14 protein-coding genes are annotated in these 15809 nt (G+C 56.7%); 3 read left to right on the forward strand and 11 right to left on the reverse strand.

Annotation, left to right across the window (positions count from 1 at the left end; genetic code table 11):
• The first annotated feature begins 37 nt into the window (after positions 1 to 37).
• Positions 38 to 364: a ChiQ/YbfN family lipoprotein gene (gene chiQ / locus V1587_RS08620; protein WP_032661388.1), complete on the forward strand. Its 327-nt coding sequence runs from the start codon at positions 38 to 40 to the stop codon at positions 362 to 364.
• 141 nt (positions 365 to 505) lie between these two features.
• Here the strand turns inward: chiQ and fur are convergent, their stop codons facing one another.
• From fur to ybfF, 4 genes are all read right to left on the reverse strand, one after another.
• Complete coding sequence (gene fur / locus V1587_RS08625; protein WP_023310771.1) at positions 506 to 952, reverse strand: ferric iron uptake transcriptional regulator; 447 nt, start codon at positions 950 to 952, stop codon at positions 506 to 508.
• 291 nt (positions 953 to 1243) lie between these two features.
• A complete protein-coding gene (fldA, locus tag V1587_RS08630; RefSeq protein WP_008501067.1) occupies positions 1244 to 1774 on the reverse strand; it encodes a flavodoxin FldA in 531 nt (176 codons plus the stop codon).
• A 155-nt stretch (positions 1775 to 1929) separates the two neighbouring features.
• Positions 1930 to 2217, reverse strand: a complete 288-nt coding sequence (gene ybfE / locus V1587_RS08635; RefSeq protein ID WP_024908816.1) for a LexA regulated protein — start codon at positions 2215 to 2217, stop codon at positions 1930 to 1932.
• Positions 2218 to 2345: 128 nt separating this feature from the next.
• Positions 2346 to 3119, reverse strand: a complete 774-nt coding sequence (gene ybfF, locus V1587_RS08640) for an esterase (protein WP_371898892.1) — start codon at positions 3117 to 3119, stop codon at positions 2346 to 2348.
• 183 nt (positions 3120 to 3302) lie between these two features.
• Between ybfF and seqA the strand changes: the two genes are divergently transcribed.
• Positions 3303 to 3851 (forward strand): replication initiation negative regulator SeqA, encoded by a 549-nt coding sequence (seqA, locus tag V1587_RS08645; RefSeq protein ID WP_008501070.1) that lies wholly within the window; start codon positions 3303 to 3305, stop codon positions 3849 to 3851.
• 24 nt (positions 3852 to 3875) lie between these two features.
• Positions 3876 to 5516, forward strand: coding sequence for a phosphoglucomutase (alpha-D-glucose-1,6-bisphosphate-dependent) (gene pgm, locus V1587_RS08650; protein WP_302234499.1), 1641 nt, complete (start codon positions 3876 to 3878; stop codon positions 5514 to 5516).
• A 142-nt stretch (positions 5517 to 5658) separates the two neighbouring features.
• On the opposite strand, the gene potE is transcribed toward pgm, so the two are convergent.
• The 7 genes from potE to kdpB form a co-directional block, all read right to left on the reverse strand.
• Positions 5659 to 6972, reverse strand: a complete 1314-nt coding sequence (gene potE / locus V1587_RS08655) for a putrescine-ornithine antiporter (protein ID WP_023619027.1) — start codon at positions 6970 to 6972, stop codon at positions 5659 to 5661.
• On the reverse strand, positions 6969 to 9167 hold the full coding sequence (speF, locus tag V1587_RS08660; RefSeq protein WP_371898891.1) for an ornithine decarboxylase SpeF: 2199 nt from the start codon (positions 9165 to 9167) through the stop codon (positions 6969 to 6971). Before speF ends, potE begins: the two co-directional genes overlap by 4 nt.
• Positions 9168 to 9421: 254 nt before the next feature.
• Positions 9422 to 9526 (reverse strand): leader peptide SpeFL, encoded by a 105-nt coding sequence (speFL, locus tag V1587_RS08665; RefSeq protein WP_003858645.1) that lies wholly within the window; start codon positions 9524 to 9526, stop codon positions 9422 to 9424.
• Between the two features lie 278 nt (positions 9527 to 9804).
• Positions 9805 to 10482: a two-component system response regulator KdpE gene (gene kdpE / locus V1587_RS08670; RefSeq protein WP_008501074.1), complete on the reverse strand. Its 678-nt coding sequence runs from the start codon at positions 10480 to 10482 to the stop codon at positions 9805 to 9807.
• Positions 10479 to 13166 carry a two-component system sensor histidine kinase KdpD gene (gene kdpD, locus V1587_RS08675; protein WP_371898890.1) on the reverse strand — a complete coding sequence of 896 codons (2688 nt, stop codon included), beginning with the start codon at positions 13164 to 13166 and terminating at the stop codon, positions 10479 to 10481. Before kdpD ends, kdpE begins: the two co-directional genes overlap by 4 nt.
• Positions 13167 to 13742: a potassium-transporting ATPase subunit KdpC gene (kdpC, locus tag V1587_RS08680; RefSeq protein WP_021241023.1), complete on the reverse strand. Its 576-nt coding sequence runs from the start codon at positions 13740 to 13742 to the stop codon at positions 13167 to 13169. It lies immediately after the preceding gene.
• Positions 13743 to 13754: 12 nt separating this feature from the next.
• Positions 13755 to 15803, reverse strand: a complete 2049-nt coding sequence (gene kdpB, locus V1587_RS08685; protein WP_371898889.1) for a potassium-transporting ATPase subunit KdpB — start codon at positions 15801 to 15803, stop codon at positions 13755 to 13757.
• Positions 15804 to 15809 lie beyond the last annotated feature (6 nt).

Here is a 15809-nt window from a genome sequence, read left to right on the forward strand (position 1 = left end):
GGCGGGCTGAGTCCCGCCGGTATGGAGACTGCACATGATGAAAAAAATCGTAATCGTCGCGTTGCTGGCATCAGGGCTGGTGGCGTGCGCTCAGACACAGGCACCGAAAGAGGACACCCGTCTGAAAGAGGCGTATAGCGCCTGCATTAATACTGCGGAAGGATCGCCGGAGAAGATTGAAGCCTGTCAGAGCGTGCTGAACGTGCTGAAGAAAGAGAAAGCACACGAGCAGTTCGCGACGCAGGAGAACGTCCGCGTGATGGATTACCAGGCCTGCATTCAGGCACGTAAAACCGGTAACGATCAGGAAGTGGCGAAGCGTTGCGATAAGATCTGGAACGAGATACGCAATAACAATAAATAAGTGCTTTACGCCCGGTGGTGCTGCGCTTGCCGGTCCTACAAAGGTGTCATAGCCCGTAGGCCCGGTAAGCGCAGCACCACCGGGCTTTTTACAGGCAAAAAAAAAGCCAACCTTGCGGCTGGCTCAGAGTATGAATACTGATTATTTCGCGTCGTGCGCGTGGTCGTCTTCGCGGCAGTCGCCTTCAGCGCAGTGACCGTAAAGGTACAGGCTGTGGTTAGTCAGGCGGATGCCATGACGCGCGGCGATTTCACGCTGGCGTGATTCGATGGAATCATCGCTGAATTCAATGACCTTGCCGCAATCGAGGCAGATCAGGTGATCGTGGTGCTGCTGCTGAGTCAGTTCGAAAACAGATTTACCGCCTTCGAAATTATGACGGGTAACAATGCCCGCGTCATCAAACTGGTTCAGCACGCGATAGACGGTAGCCAGCCCAATCTCTTCACCCATGTCGATAAGACGTTTATAGAGGTCTTCCGCACTGACATGGTGATTGTCTGGACCCTGAAGCACTTCGAGGATTTTTAACCGAGGAAGCGTAACTTTCAGGCCAGCCTTCTTTAATGCGGTATTGTTGTCAGTCATGCGGAATCTGTCCTGTTGCTAAACGATTCACTTCTGTAGGAAGTGACAGAAAATGCACCTGGGATAATGCGTCTCATTATAGAACTGCCATGGCTAAATGAAAACTGCAAGTCTCAGGCAAAATATGCTTATAAAAATGGGGTATCACCAACAAACTTGCTCAATGAAAAACCACATTTTATCAGGGAGACATTGTACAGGTCTGGGCGAAAAAGTTAAAAGATTGTAGCAATTAATTTAATCGGTTTGACCTGGTGCACGGGCGCAACCGCCGTTGCGCCGCGATAAAAATCAGGCGTTAAGAATATCGTCCAGGTGCAGTTCTTCACGGATCTGCTTAACCCATTTCTCGACGCGCTCAGCGGTCAGTTCTGGCTGACGGTCTTCGTCGATGGCCAGACCCACGAAGTGATCGTCATCGGCCAGGCCTTTAGACGCTTCGAAGTGGTAACCGGCGGTCGGCCAGTGGCCTACGATAACCGCGCCATTCGGCTCAATGATGTCGCGGATGGTACCCAGCGCGTCACAGAAGTATTCGGCATAGTCTTCCTGATCGCCGCAGCCAAACAGGGCAACAAGCTTACCGTTGAAGTCGACTTCTTCCAGCGTCGGGAAGAAATCATCCCAGTCGCACTGGGCTTCACCGTAGTACCAGGTTGGGATACCCAGCAGCAGAATGTCATAGCCTTCCAGATCTTCTTTGCTGCTCTTGGCGATGTCATGCACATCAGCAACGTCTTTACCGAGCTGTTTTTGAATGTTTTTTGCGATATTTTCGGTATTGCCGGTATCACTGCCAAAGAAAATGCCGATGATTGCCATGAGTAAAATAACCTCTTGAAACTTAATAGTATGGTGGCGCAATTCGGCCACGGATAAGGGCAATAATAGCAGAACTGACAACCCTGCGGAAACAGCTATCGCGCAGGACTGCACTCTGTGCTACATGAAAAGGGTAATTAAGGGAATTTTCAGACTTATGCCTGGCCGCGCAACGTCTCAAGCTGGGCGATCAGCATCTCTTCAATGAGCTCGCTGCGGCTGATATTTCGCGCGTCAGCCAGCTCGTTCAGCGCATCGACGGCGTCGGCGTTAAGCTTCAGTTCGACACGCTTAAGCCCACGATTTTTATCGCGTTTAAGCTGATTGCGTTTATTGATACGCAGCTGTTCATCGCGCGAAAGCGGATTCGTCTTCGGTCGTCCCGGACGACGCTCATTCGCGAACAGATCTAGTGTCGTACGGTCCGTTTGTTCTTTGGCCATGATTCTGAGACTTCGGGGGAAACACGCCGCCCTGCTAATGCCCGGGCGATAAGCGCGCCATCATACATCACCAAAAACGGCGCGCCAACGACTGGAAGCCCGCAGCCTTCCAGTCGCTCTCTTTTTAATCAATTTGCAGTATCAGCAAGATAGCGGCGAATGGCGCGCAGCACGGCGTCAGGTTTTTCCGCATGCACCCAGTGCCCGGCACCGGCAATAACGTGGGCGCGAGCCTCCGGGAACTGCATCAGTATGGCGTCGCGGTACGCGTCGGTAACGTAAGGAGAGTTTCCGCCGCGAATAAAGAGAGTAGGGTGCGGCCAGGCGGGGACGGTTTTCCAGCCCACGATGTTGTTGTACTGGTCCCAGAGCACCGGCACGTTAAAACGCCACTGGCCGTCAACAAACGACTTCAGCAGGAACTGCACGACGCCCTCTTCATCAAGATGCTCACGCATGACGGCTGCTGCCTGCTGGCGGGTCGCGACACCCGCTTCGGTGACAGCATTGATGGCGGCAAAAATTTCGTCGTGACGGCGGACGTCATAATCCACGGGCGCAACATCAATCACCACCAGGCCGTTAATACGCTCCGGCGCAAGCGCCGTCAGGGCCATCACCGCTTTGCCACCCATTGAATGCCCGATGAGGGTTACCTTTTGCAGATCGTTGGCATCCAGCGTATCCAGCAGATCCTGCGCCATTGCGGCGTAGGTCATCTCGTCGGAACGGCCGGAAAGACCGTGATTTCGCATATCGACCTGTAAAATATCGTGGTCGGTAACCAGATCGCGCGCCAGCACGCCCAGGTTATCCAGGCTGCCAAAAAGCCCGTGAACCAGTACGATGGGAGAATTATTGTTCGGCGATTGTGCAGTTTGCGCTCGGGTATTCAATTTCATGGCAAAGTTCTTTTTTTACGTATGTTAGGTTAGGGTATCATGTTGACCATTCTGCCGCCCGGCTGCAAGGTTCCAGTTTAATCTGACTTTTGCCGCCAACCTGGTTTGACGCTATCCGCTGTTGGGATTTGACCTTATAATCCCAATGACTTGTATTCAGATAAGATATCGCACTGGATTAAGATGAAAACAATCGAAGTTGATGACGAACTCTATCAGTATATTGCCAGCCAGACGCGGCATATCGGGGAGAGCGCGTCCGACATTTTACGGCGCATGCTTAAAATTTCCGCCGCTTCACAGCCTGCTACCCCAGTCACCAAAGATGTCGTGTCTCAGCCAAGCGTTGTTGCACAAGCAAAACCTGCCGTGACGCCGGCAAAAGATAAAGTGCGCGCGATGCGCGAGCTGCTGCTCTCCGATGAATACGCGGAGCAGAAAAAGGCGGTTAACCGCTTTATGCTGGTGCTGTCGACACTTTATTCACTGGATAACAAAGCGTTTGCTGAAGCGACCGAGTCGCTGCACGGTCGTACTCGCGTCTACTTCGCGGGCGACGAGCAGACGCTGCTGCAAAATGGCAATCAAACCAAACCCAAACATGTACCTGGCACCCCGTACTGGGTGATCACCAATACCAATACGGGCCGCAAATGCAGCATGATTGAACACATCATGCAGTCCATGCAGTTCCCGGCGGAATTGATTGAAAAGGTTTGCGGTACAATTTAACCCTTGCATCAGAAGGACCCGGTAATGGCAAATCACAGCCGTGCAGGCCAACCTGCACAACAAAGCGATTTGATTAACGTCGCTCAGCTGACCGCGCAGTATTACGTGCTGAAGCCGGTCGTGGGCAACGCAGAACACGCAGTGAAGTTTGGTACATCAGGTCACCGCGGCAGCGCGGCGCGCCACAGCTTTAACGAGCCGCACATTCTGGCCATTGCTCAGGCCATTGCGGAAGAGCGCGCTAAAAACGGCGTTACCGGTCCGTGCTACGTGGGGAAAGATACCCATGCCCTGTCTGAACCGGCGTTCATTTCTGTTGTGGAAGTGCTGGCGGCAAACGGCGTCGATGTGATTGTTCAGGAGAACAACGGCTTCACCCCGACGCCTGCGGTCTCTAACGCAATCCTGGTACACAACAAAAAAGGTGGCGCGCTGGCTGACGGTATCGTTATCACGCCATCCCACAACCCGCCGGAAGACGGGGGTATCAAATACAACCCGCCTAACGGCGGTCCGGCAGACACCAACGTCACTAAAGTGGTGGAAGATCGTGCGAACGCGCTGCTGGCTGATGACCTGAAAGGCGTGAAGCGCATCTCTCTGGATGCGGCTATGGCGTCCGGTCATGTGAAAGAACTGGATCTGGTTCAGCCGTTCGTGGAAGGCCTGGCGGATATCGTCGATATGGCGGCCATTCAGAAAGCCGGCCTGAAGCTGGGTGTGGATCCGCTGGGCGGCTCCGGTATCGAATACTGGAAACGTATCGCCGAGCACTACAAGCTGGATCTGACCATCGTGAACGATCACGTCGATCAGACCTTCCGCTTTATGCACCTGGATAAAGACGGCGCGATCCGCATGGACTGCTCCTCCGAGTGCGCGATGGCGGGCCTGCTGGCGCTGCGTGATAAATTCGATCTGGCGTTTGCTAACGACCCGGATTACGACCGCCACGGTATCGTCACCCCTGCCGGGCTGATGAACCCGAACCACTATCTGGCTGTTGCAATCAACTACCTGTTCCAGCACCGTCCGCAGTGGGGCAAAGAGGTGGCCGTCGGTAAAACCCTGGTTTCCTCCGCGATGATCGACCGCGTGGTCGACGCGCTTGGCCGCAAGCTGGTGGAAGTGCCGGTGGGCTTCAAATGGTTCGTTGACGGTCTGCACGACGGCAGCTTCGGCTTCGGTGGTGAAGAGAGCGCGGGCGCATCTTTCCTGCGCTTCGACGGCACGCCATGGTCAACCGATAAAGACGGCATCATCATGTGCCTGCTGGCAGCGGAAATCACCGCGGTCACCGGTAAGAACCCGCAGGAACATTACAACGAGCTGGCGGCACGCTTTGGTGCACCAAGCTATAACCGTATTCAGGCCAGCGCGACGTCAGCTCAGAAAGCGGCTCTGTCCAAACTCTCTCCTGAGATGGTCAGCGCAAGCACCCTGGCAGGCGACCCGATCACCGCGCGTCTGACGGCGGCACCGGGTAACGGCGCCTCCATTGGTGGGCTGAAAGTGATGACCGAAAACGGCTGGTTCGCCGCGCGTCCGTCCGGCACGGAAGATGCGTATAAAATCTATTGCGAAAGCTTCCTCGGCGCTGAGCATCGCCAGCAGATTGAGAAAGAAGCGGTAGAGATTGTCAGCGAAGTGCTGAAAAACGCGTAAGTGCGGTTTGGTGCGGGCTGGTGCCCTCACCCCGACCCTCTCCCACAGGGAGAGGGAGAAAACATTAAAAACGGCAACCCTTGAGTTGCCGTTTTGCATTGACCTCGTAGGCCCGGTAAGCGCTAGCGCCACCGGGCTTTTTTCAACTGTGCTTATTCTTCAGTTCAAACCGTGGTGACACCAGACCGTACAGCGTCCAGCCCATAAAGGTCACCATCGCCCCGTATAGCATCGCTTCCTGGCCGGAAGAGTAGAGCGCATAGAAGCTGTAGATTGCCCCAATCAGCGCCACGATATTCGCCGCGCGCGCCTTGCGTGGATCCACCTTCGCCACCTTCTGAATAATCACCAGCGCCGCCATCGACAGAATATACGGAATGATATTCGTCACGACCGCCAGGTTGACCAGCACGTTGAACTGGCTGTTCAGCGACGGGCTAATGGTCATCAGCGACAATCCGCTCTGGAAGATAACAATCGCCAGCATGCCCTGCACCGGCGCATCCGCTTTGGTCACGCGGGAGAAGATTTTTGGGAAGTAACCTTCATCAGCCGAGGATTTAAACACCTGCGCGATGGTGAACTGCCAGCCAAGGAGTGAACCGCAGCACGACATCACCATCAGACCCATAATCACTTTCCCGACTTCCGGAGTGAACATCTGCGCGAAGGCCAGCCCGAACGGCGCCGTGGAGTTGGCCAGATCCATATTCGGAACGATGCCCGCAATGACGTTCGTCGAGACGATATAGATCACCGCCGCGCCCAGCGTACCGCCGAGGACCGCAATCGGGACGTTCTTTTCCGGATTATCAACCACTTCCGCGTTCGCGCAGGCGGATTCCAGACCGAGGAAGGCCCAGAGCGTCATGGCGATAGAAGAGCCGACTGCGGTAAAGAATGGCACATGGTGCGGGTTCCAGGAGTTGGCGTACAGCGTCGGGCTGAACCAGAACCAGCCGATGATGCACAGGCCGACAACCGGAATAATTACGCCCCAGACGGTGATGCTGGAAAGCTGTCCGGTGATACGCGCGCCGCCAAAGTTAGCCACGGTGCAGATCCACAGCACGCCGATGGTGGCTAAGCCAATCTGTACCGGGCTAAGCGTCGCGCCAAACAGCTCCGTACCGTAACCCACGGCGGATATGGCAATCGCCACGTTGGCGATCAGCAGCGACACCCCGTAGGTATAGTTGGCCATAAAGTTGCCCGACTTGCCAAAGGCATACTCGGCGTAGCCCCCCATGCCGCCTGACTTACGGCTGAACATCCCGCACTTGGCGAACGCCCACGCCAGCGCCATCGAGCCGACAGCGGTTACCAGCCAGGAGATAATTGAAATGGTTCCTACTTCGGCAAGCTTGGTTGGCAGCATGATAATCCCGGACCCCATCATGTTCACCATGGTAAGGATGGTCAACTGCACCACGCCCATCTTATTGGACTTACTCATAATTTCTCTCCTTTCAGCAGCGCGGGCTGAGCGGCGGCTTGTTTGATGACGTTACAGCGAACCTGTTTACGGCCCTCGCACTCTTCGACGTACACACCCTGCAGCTCCGGCGCGAATCCCGGCAGAAGGTTGATGCCTTCTTCCAGCGCGGCAAAGTAGCGCAGCACGGAACCGCCCCAGACCTCCCCAGGGACAACACAAAGCACTCCCGGCGGATAAGGCAGGGCGCCTTCCGCGGCGATGCGGCCTTCCGCGTCGCGCAGGGAGACCAGTTCAACCTCACCGCGCAGATAGGCGTAGTTTGCGTCCTGCGGGTTCATCATCACGCGTGGGAAGTGAGACTTGCGGAACATCTCTTTCTGCAGCTGCTTCACGTTGTGACGGGCGTACAGGTCATGCATCTCCTGGCAGATCTGACGCAGGGTGTAATCCGAATAGCGTTCCGGATGCTGTTTGTAGAGAGAAGGCAGGACCTCTTTCAGCGGAACATCGCTCTCGAGCAGCTTTTCGAAGCGCACCAGCTGCGCCACCAGCTGCTGCAGTTTGCCCATATCTTCCGCAGGCGTGAGCAGGAACAGGATCGAGTTGAGATCGCATTTTTCCGGCACGATGCCGTTTTCGCGCAGGAAGTTGGCAAGGATAGTGGCGGGCACGCCGAAGTCGTCATACTCCCCGGTGCGGGCGTTAATGCCCGGCGTGGTCAGCAGGAGCTTGCACGGGTCGATAAAATACTGATGCTCAGCGTAGCCTTCAAAAGCGTGCCAGTTTTCACCCGGTACGAAGTGGAAGAAGCGCAGATCGGTCGCAATCTCCGACGTGTCCCAGCTTTCCCACGGACGACCATCCACCGTTTCCGGCACGAAGGGGCGCAGATACTGGCAGTTTTCCAGGATCAGCTTGCGCGCTTCGATACCGTTCACCACGCAGTCCATCCACATGTTGCGGCCGCTCTGGCCTTCATGCATCCGGGCGTTGATGTCCAGCGCAGCGAACAGCGGATAAAACGGGCTGGTGGAGGCGTGCATCATAAAGGCATTATTCAGCCGCTTATGCGGGACATAGCGCTGCTGGCCTTTGATATGGCTGTCTTTCTTATGGATTTGCGAGGTCTGCGAGAAGCCGGCCTGCTGTTTATGCACGGACTGGGTGACCAGGATCCCCGGATCGTTTTCGTTCAGCTCCAGCAGCAGCGGAGAGCAGTCGGCCATCATCGGAATAAACTGCTCGTAACCCACCCAGGCGGAGTCAAACAGGATGTAATCACACAGGTGCCCAATCTTATCCACCACCTGACGGGCGTTATAGATGGTGCCATCGTAGGTACCGAGCTGGATCACCGCCAGACGGAACGGACGCGCATCGCGTGCACGACCCGGCGCCACCTCTGCCACCAGCTCGCGCAGATAACTTTCTTCAAAGCAGTGGGCGTCAATGCCGCCAATAAAGCCGTACGGGTTACGTGCGGTTTCGAGATAGACCGGCGTTGCGCCTGCCTGGAGGAGGGCGCCGTGATGGTTAGATTTGTGGTTGTTACGGTCGAACAGCACCAGGTCGCCCGGGGTGAGCAGGGCGTTAAGCACCACTTTGTTGGATGACGAAGTGCCGTTCAGCACGAAGTAGGTCTTATCGGCGTTAAAGACCTTCGCCGCATGCTGCTGGGCGATGCACGGCGCGCCTTCGTGGATCAGCAGATCGCCCATCGCGACGTCGGCGTTGCACAGATCGGAGCGGAAAAGCGTCTCACCAAAGAAATCGACAAACTGATTACCGGCAGGATGGCGGCGGAAGAACTGGCCACCCTGATGCCCCGGACAGTCAAACGCGCTGTTACCCTGCCTCACGTAGTCGACAAGCGCGCGGAAAAACGGTGGACGCAGCTGGGTTTCATACTTCAGGGCAGCCGCTTCCAGCTGGCGTCCATAAAAGTCGTTGCTGGTGTCTGAATACTCAAATACGCCATGAATGCGCGATAAATAGTCTGCCGGAATGATCTCTTCTTTATGCGTCGCAACAAAAACAGGAATGTCAAATCCGGTGGCTTCTATTTCGTCCAGTATGCCGTCGGTAATATCACTGACCGCCAGCACAATAGCGGCAACGTCGATATAATCAGAGGTTCTGACATCCACCAGTTCACGCTGGGTGGTAAAGCAATCCGGACATGCACGGCTGGCTGCGATTTTTAAACTTTTCATCTTTCTCTCTTTATTTTAGGTAATAAGCATCCCTCGATTTCTTGCAAGAAAGAAATCGATAATTTTCCGGAAAAAAAGCAAAGGGTGGCCGCTGATTAAAATCAGTACATTGCTTTTTTGATGATTGAAATTCAGTCCGCCCGGAGCGGATGAGTCTGAATCAAAATGAATGAGCGCACGAGTTTACAGGCAATGGCCTGTAAAATAAGGTGTTTCAGGGTAACCTGTAAGCGAGTGCGCCAGAAGTCGAAGGACTACCGGGCATTAAAGAGGTGAAAGTCAAAGCAGTTTCGGTGGGCAAACATCATGATATGTGTTGTCCGCCTTATATGGGGCATTAAACGATTGTTGTTTTCCATGATTCATTTTCCTTTCAGTAATTGAAAGCACGGTCATTTTATCCAGGAAAAGGGGATTAACTGTGAAGAAGATCACCGTTAACCGATCATTTTAGAAATAAATAGTCGTTTTTGATGAATATCGCAGATCAAAATACTGATTTGTTGGCAATGAGTTAACAGGATGTTTTGTTAATGTTTTAAACGGGCATAAATAACCCTAAATATAACGGTTGGGTTATTTTTGAAATATTTTCTGAGGGATTTTTATTTTATTTAAAAATAAACTGAATAGTTATTCAGAGCATAAACCGATAACCGATACCGGTTTCAGTTAATAAATGGCGAGGGCGAGCGGGGTCGACTTCGAGTTTCTGACGAAGATGTCCCATATATATGCGTAAATAGTGACTATGTTCCACGGCGTTAGGTCCCCATACCTGACTTAACAGCTGGCGTTGGGTGAGTACCTTGCCGTGGTTGTTGAGCAGTACGGCGAGCAGGCGAAACTCTATGGGCGTGAGGTGAATTTCCTCTTCGCCGCGCACAATGCGCCGCGCGGCCAGGTCAACCCGGATATCCCCAAACGTGTAGGTTGGGTCAGCAGGCGTGGTGGCGCTGTGGCGACGCAGCGCCACGCGAAGGCGGGCCTGTAGCTCGCCGATACCAAACGGTTTAATCAGATAGTCATCCGCGCCGGCATCCAGCGCGGCGATTTTATCCGTCTCTTCAGTACGGGCGGAGAGCACGAGGATCGGCATCTGGCTCCACTGCCGGACTTCACGAATAAAATCGATGCCGTCACCGTCCGGCAGCCCAAGATCGAGGATCACCAGGTCCGGCTTGCGGGTAGCGGCTTCAATTAAACCCCGCTGAAGCGTACCCGCATCATGAACGCGCAGACCGTCTCCTTCCAGCGCAGCGCGCAGAAAACGGCTAATGGCGATCTCATCTTCAACAATCAGAACGTTGATCACAAATCCTCTGGTAATTCATTAAGTTCTGGCGGGGTTTCCAGAGGAAGTGTAACACAAAACCGCGCGCCGCCTTCCGGACGATTCTCTGCGGAAATAGACCCGCCGTGTACGTCAATGATTGCCTGGCAAATCGCCAACCCCAGCCCCACGCCCGGAATAGCCGACTCCTTATTGCCGCGCGCGAATTTTTCGAAAATGGCCAACTCCTGACCGGCGGGAATGCCGGGTCCGGTATCCCAGACGTCAAGATGAAGCGTGCCATCGTCCACCGTCGCATCCACGCCAATTTGAGCACTGGCGCCCGCATATTTGCCGGCATTTTCCAGCAGGTTGATCAGCACTCGTTCAAACAGCGGACCATCAACGTGAATTAACGTCAGGGGTTCGGGCATGTTCAGCGCGATATGTCGCCCACCCAGGCCGGGTTCGAGCATTTTCAGGGCGCTGCCCACCACCTCTTCAAGCGTGAGCCACTCTTTTTTGAGGTTAAAACCGCCCGACTGGATACGCGCCATATCGAGCAGGTTATTCACCAGGCGCGTAGTATTCAGCACATGCTGGCGGATCTCGCTGGCCTGAAGGGCATGTTTAGAGCCTTCCGCCGCCAGGTCCAGCGTCAGAATTTCAGACTGACCGAACAGGACGGTGAGTGGGGTACGCAGATCGTGCGAGAGCGCCGCCAGCAGCGAGTTACGAATGCTTTCCCGCTCGCTCGCCAGACGGGCCTGTTCCTCGCTTGCGGTGAGAGCCAGTCGTTCCAGCGCGCTGGCAACCAGCAGCGTAAAGGTCTCCAGCAGTCGCTGCTGTTCGGGGATCATCAGCTGGCGCAGGTTTGAGGGCTCAACAATCACCAGCCCCTGATTTTTATCGGCACTGCGCAGCGGCAGGATTTGATAGGGCACGCCGGGGAGGGTGTCGGTCCCCGCGCCCGCCGGTAAGCCTTTGTCAAAGCTCCAGCGCGCGATGGCTTCGTCCCAGGGGGTCATGCCTGTGGCGGACGTCAGCGGGCGCAGCTTGCCGTGTTCGTCCGGGAGCAGAATCAGGTTGCTGGCATGAAACGTCGAGCGGATAAACTGCTCGCTGGTCTGCACGATATCCAGCGGCGTGCGGCCCACCGCCAGCGATTTTGACATCTCATAGAGATGGCGCGTGCGCTGTTCGCGATAGCGGGCGATGCGCGCCTGATAGCGTACGCCCGCCGTCAGATTGCCGATCACCAGCCCGACGGTGAGCATCACCGCAAAGGTGAGGATGTACTGTACGTCCGAGACGGCGAGCGTCCCGCGGGGGGCAATAAAGAACAGATCGAAGCTGATGACGTTGATAACCGTCGCCAGTACCGACGGCCAGCGCCCATAAAAGAGCGCCACCACCACCACGCCAAGGAGGTAGATCATCACCAGGTTGGCGGCATCAAACGCAATCAGCCACTGGCTGGCAATGACGGTAATCAGGGCGCAGAGCACGACGGCGACAAGGCAGCCGCGGAGCTGAATGCGCCATTTATCGCTGAAGGTGCGGCCGTCCGGCGCGCGATTGGGTAAGGGGGTAGGTTTGTCGTCCAGCGCCACGATCACCAGATCCAGATCCGGCGCACGACGGGCCAGCTTGTCGGCAAAGGATTCGCGGCTAAACCAGCGGCGATGCTGGCGACGGCCGATGACGATTTTCCCCAGGTTGTGCTCGCGCGCGTAGCGCAAAATGGCTTTATCTTCCTGCGGATCGGAAAGGGTGGCGGTTTCGGCACCCAGCTCCTGCGCCAGGCGCAGCGAACTCAGGATCGCGCGACGCTGGTTTTCGGGCAGCGCGTGCAGCTGCGGCGTTTCGACATACACCGCATGCCAGACGCTGCCAAATTTGGCCGCCAGGCGAGCAGCGGTGCGGACAAGTTTTTCGTTGCCGCTGCCGTGGCCCACGCACAGCAGGATGGCATCCCGCGTGTGCCAGACGCGTTCCTGGCCCTGCAGGTCCCGCCAGGCGCGCATCTGATCGTCCACCCGGTCGGCGGTTCGGCGCAGGGCCAGCTCGCGCAGGGCTATCAGGTTACCTTTACGGAAGAAATGTTCGATGGCGCGCTCGGCCTGGCCGGCGATATACACTTTGCCTTCGTGCAGGCGCTGGCGCAAATCATCGGGCGGCAGGTCGACCAGCACCACCTCGTCCGCGGAATCAAAGAAGGGGTCGGGCACCGTCTCGCGCACCTGAATGCCGGTCACGCCGCTGACCACGTCGTTCAGGCTTTCGAGGTGCTGAACGTTAACCGTCGTGAAAACATCGATACCGGCTTCAAGTAATTCTTCAACATCCTGCCAGCGTTTTGGATGGCGTGAGCCAGGCGCGTTGCTGTGCGCTAGCTCGTCCATCAGGATAAGCGCGGGACGGCGGGCGAGGGCGGCATCGAGATCGAATTCGGTGACTAACCGACCGCGATGGCTGATGCGGCGGGGCGGCTGGGTAGCCAGCCCCTTCAGCAGTGATGCTGTCTCTTTACGTCCGTGGGTTTCAACCACGCCGATCAGAATATCGAGCCCCTGCGCCCGAAGCCGCTGGGCTTCCGTCAGCATGGCGAAGGTTTTCCCGACGCCCGCGCAGGCGCCGAAGAAAATTTTCAGTTTGCCGCGATGGGCTTCAGCTGTTTGTTCGAGCAGCCTGTCCGGATCCGGGCGCATGGGCTCGTCGGTCATTTAGTTTTTCCTTAGCGCGTCCAGCGCCAGATTCAGCTCAACAATATTTACCACGGGCATGCCGATGAAGCTGACCAGCGGCTTTTGCGTGTGCTCTGCAACCAGCTGACTCACCTGTTCGACGGTCAGCTGACGGGCAGCGGCAACGCGCGGGATCTGCCATGCCACGGCTGCCGGCGTCAGGCTGTAGTCCAGCCCGCTGGCCGATGCGGTCACCAGCTCCACGGGAACGTCACGGCTGGCCTGCGGATTCGCGGCGCGCAGGGCGGCTACGCGCTCAGCGACGGCTTTGTCCAGCTCGGGGTTGCTGCCCGCCAGGTTACTGCCGCCGGATGCCATTGGATTATACGGGCTTTCGGCAGTGGCGGAAGGGCGTCCCTGGAAGTAGCGGGCATCCGTAAAGTTCTGACCAATCAGGCGAGAACCGCGGTTTTCACCGTTTTGCAATATCAGCGAGCCGTTAGCCTGATCCTTAAACCACCACTGGCCCAGCGCGGTGGTCACCAGCGGGTACAACCCGCCGGTAATGAGAGACAGCAGAATAAACAGAAGTATAGCGGGGCGTAACATGGTCATTTGATTCACCTTTTAAACCAGGCCGAACAGCGTCAACAGCAGGTCGATAACCTTGATTCCGACGAAGGGCACCACCAGCCCGCCCAGGCCGTAAATCCACAGGTTGCGGCGCAGCATGGCGGCCGCCGTGAGCGGCTTATAGCTCACGCCCTTCAGCGCCAGCGGGATCAGGAAGACAATAATCAGGGCGTTAAAGATGACTGCGCTCAGAATCGCCGAGGCCGGAGAGTGCAGGTGCATCACGTTCAATGCGTTTAACTGCGGATAGGTCGCGGCAAACGCGGCCGGAATGATGGCGAAATATTTCGCCACGTCGTTGGCGATGCTGAACGTGGTCAGCGACCCGCGCGTCATCAGCATCTGCTTGCCGATGTGCACCACCTCAATCAGCTTGGTCGGGTTTGAGTCGAGGTCGACCATGTTGCCCGCCTCTTTTGCCGCCTGGGTACCGGAGTTCATTGCCACCGCCACGTCGGCCTGCGCCAGGGCAGGGGCATCGTTGGTCCCGTCGCCGGTCATCGCCACCAGACGGCCTTCCGCCTGATACTGACGAATCAGCGCCAGCTTGGCTTCCGGTGTAGCTTCAGAAAGAAAATCATCCACGCCCGCTTCGGCGGCAATCGCCGCGGCGGTAAGACGGTTATCCCCGGTGATCATCACCGTTTTGATCCCCATCTTACGCAGTTGGGCAAAACGCTCCTTGATGCCGCCTTTGACGATATCCTTCAGGGCAATCACCCCCAGCACATGGGCCCCTTCGGCCACCACCAGCGGCGTCGCCCCCTGACGGGCCACGCTTTCGACCAGGCTGTCCACTTCCGGCGGGAAGTGGCCGTTGTTGGCCTCGATATGGCGACGGATCGCGTCAACCGAGCCTTTACGGATCATGCGATCCTGAATGTTAATGCCGCTCATGCGGGTTTGCGCCGTGAAGGGCACGAAAGTGGCGTGCAGGCTCTGAACGTCGCGCTGGCGCAGGTTAAAGCGCTGCTTGGCGAGGATCACAATACTGCGGCCTTCCGGGGTTTCATCGGCAAGCGAAGAGAGCTGCGCGGCATCCGCCAGCGTTTTTTCATCCACGCCCGGGGCGGGTAAGAAATCCGACGCCTGGCGGTTACCGAGGGTAATGGTGCCGGTTTTGTCCAGCAGCAAGACGTCCACGTCACCGGCGGCTTCCACCGCACGTCCGCTGGTGGCGATAACGTTGGCACCGAGCATACGGCTCATGCCGGCCACGCCGATGGCCGACAGCAGGCCGCCGATGGTGGTAGGGATCAGACAAACCAGCAGCGCCACCAGCACCGTGACGGTGACCGCGGTACCGCCATAGGCGGAGAACGGCCACAGCGTGGCGGTTGCCAGCAGGAAGACAATGGTCAGGGCCACCAGCAGGATGGTCAGGGCAATCTCGTTTGGCGTTTTACGGCGCTGAGCGCCTTCCACCATGGCGATCATCCGGTCGAGGAAGGTTTCACCCGGGTTAACGCTGCACTGGATCACCAGCCAGTCGGAGAGAATGCGCGTCCCGCCCGTCACGGAGGCGAAATCGCCGCCGGACTCACGGATCACCGGCGCGGATTCACCGGTGATGGCGCTTTCATCCACCGATGCGCCCCCTTCAATGACTTCGCCGTCGCAAGGGATGATGTCACCGACTTCCACCAGCACCACATCGCCTTTACGCAGTTCATCTGCCGGAACGTGATCCATCTGCGCGCCGTATTTCGGTTCACGTAGCTTGCGCGCGAAGGCGGTTTTTTTCACCCCTTTCAGGCTGTTGGCCTGGGCTTTACTCCGGCCTTCCGCCAGCGCTTCCGCAAAGTTGGCGAACAGTACGGTAAACCACAGCCACAGACTGATGGCACCGGTAAACATCGCATTTCCCGGCATATGGCCTGTTCCCATGGCAATCGCCAGGGCGGTGGTCAGGACGCTTCCCGCCCAGACGATAAACATCACCGGGTTATGCCACTGCACGCGCGGGCTCAGCTTTTTCACCGCATCCATGAGCGCCTGGCGAACTAATGACGGTTCGAACAGGGCCAGTTGTTTACGACTCATGACAAT

The organism is Enterobacter sp. ECC-249, from assembly GCF_043965265.1.
Lineage (GTDB): Bacteria > Pseudomonadota > Gammaproteobacteria > Enterobacterales > Enterobacteriaceae > Enterobacter > Enterobacter quasiroggenkampii.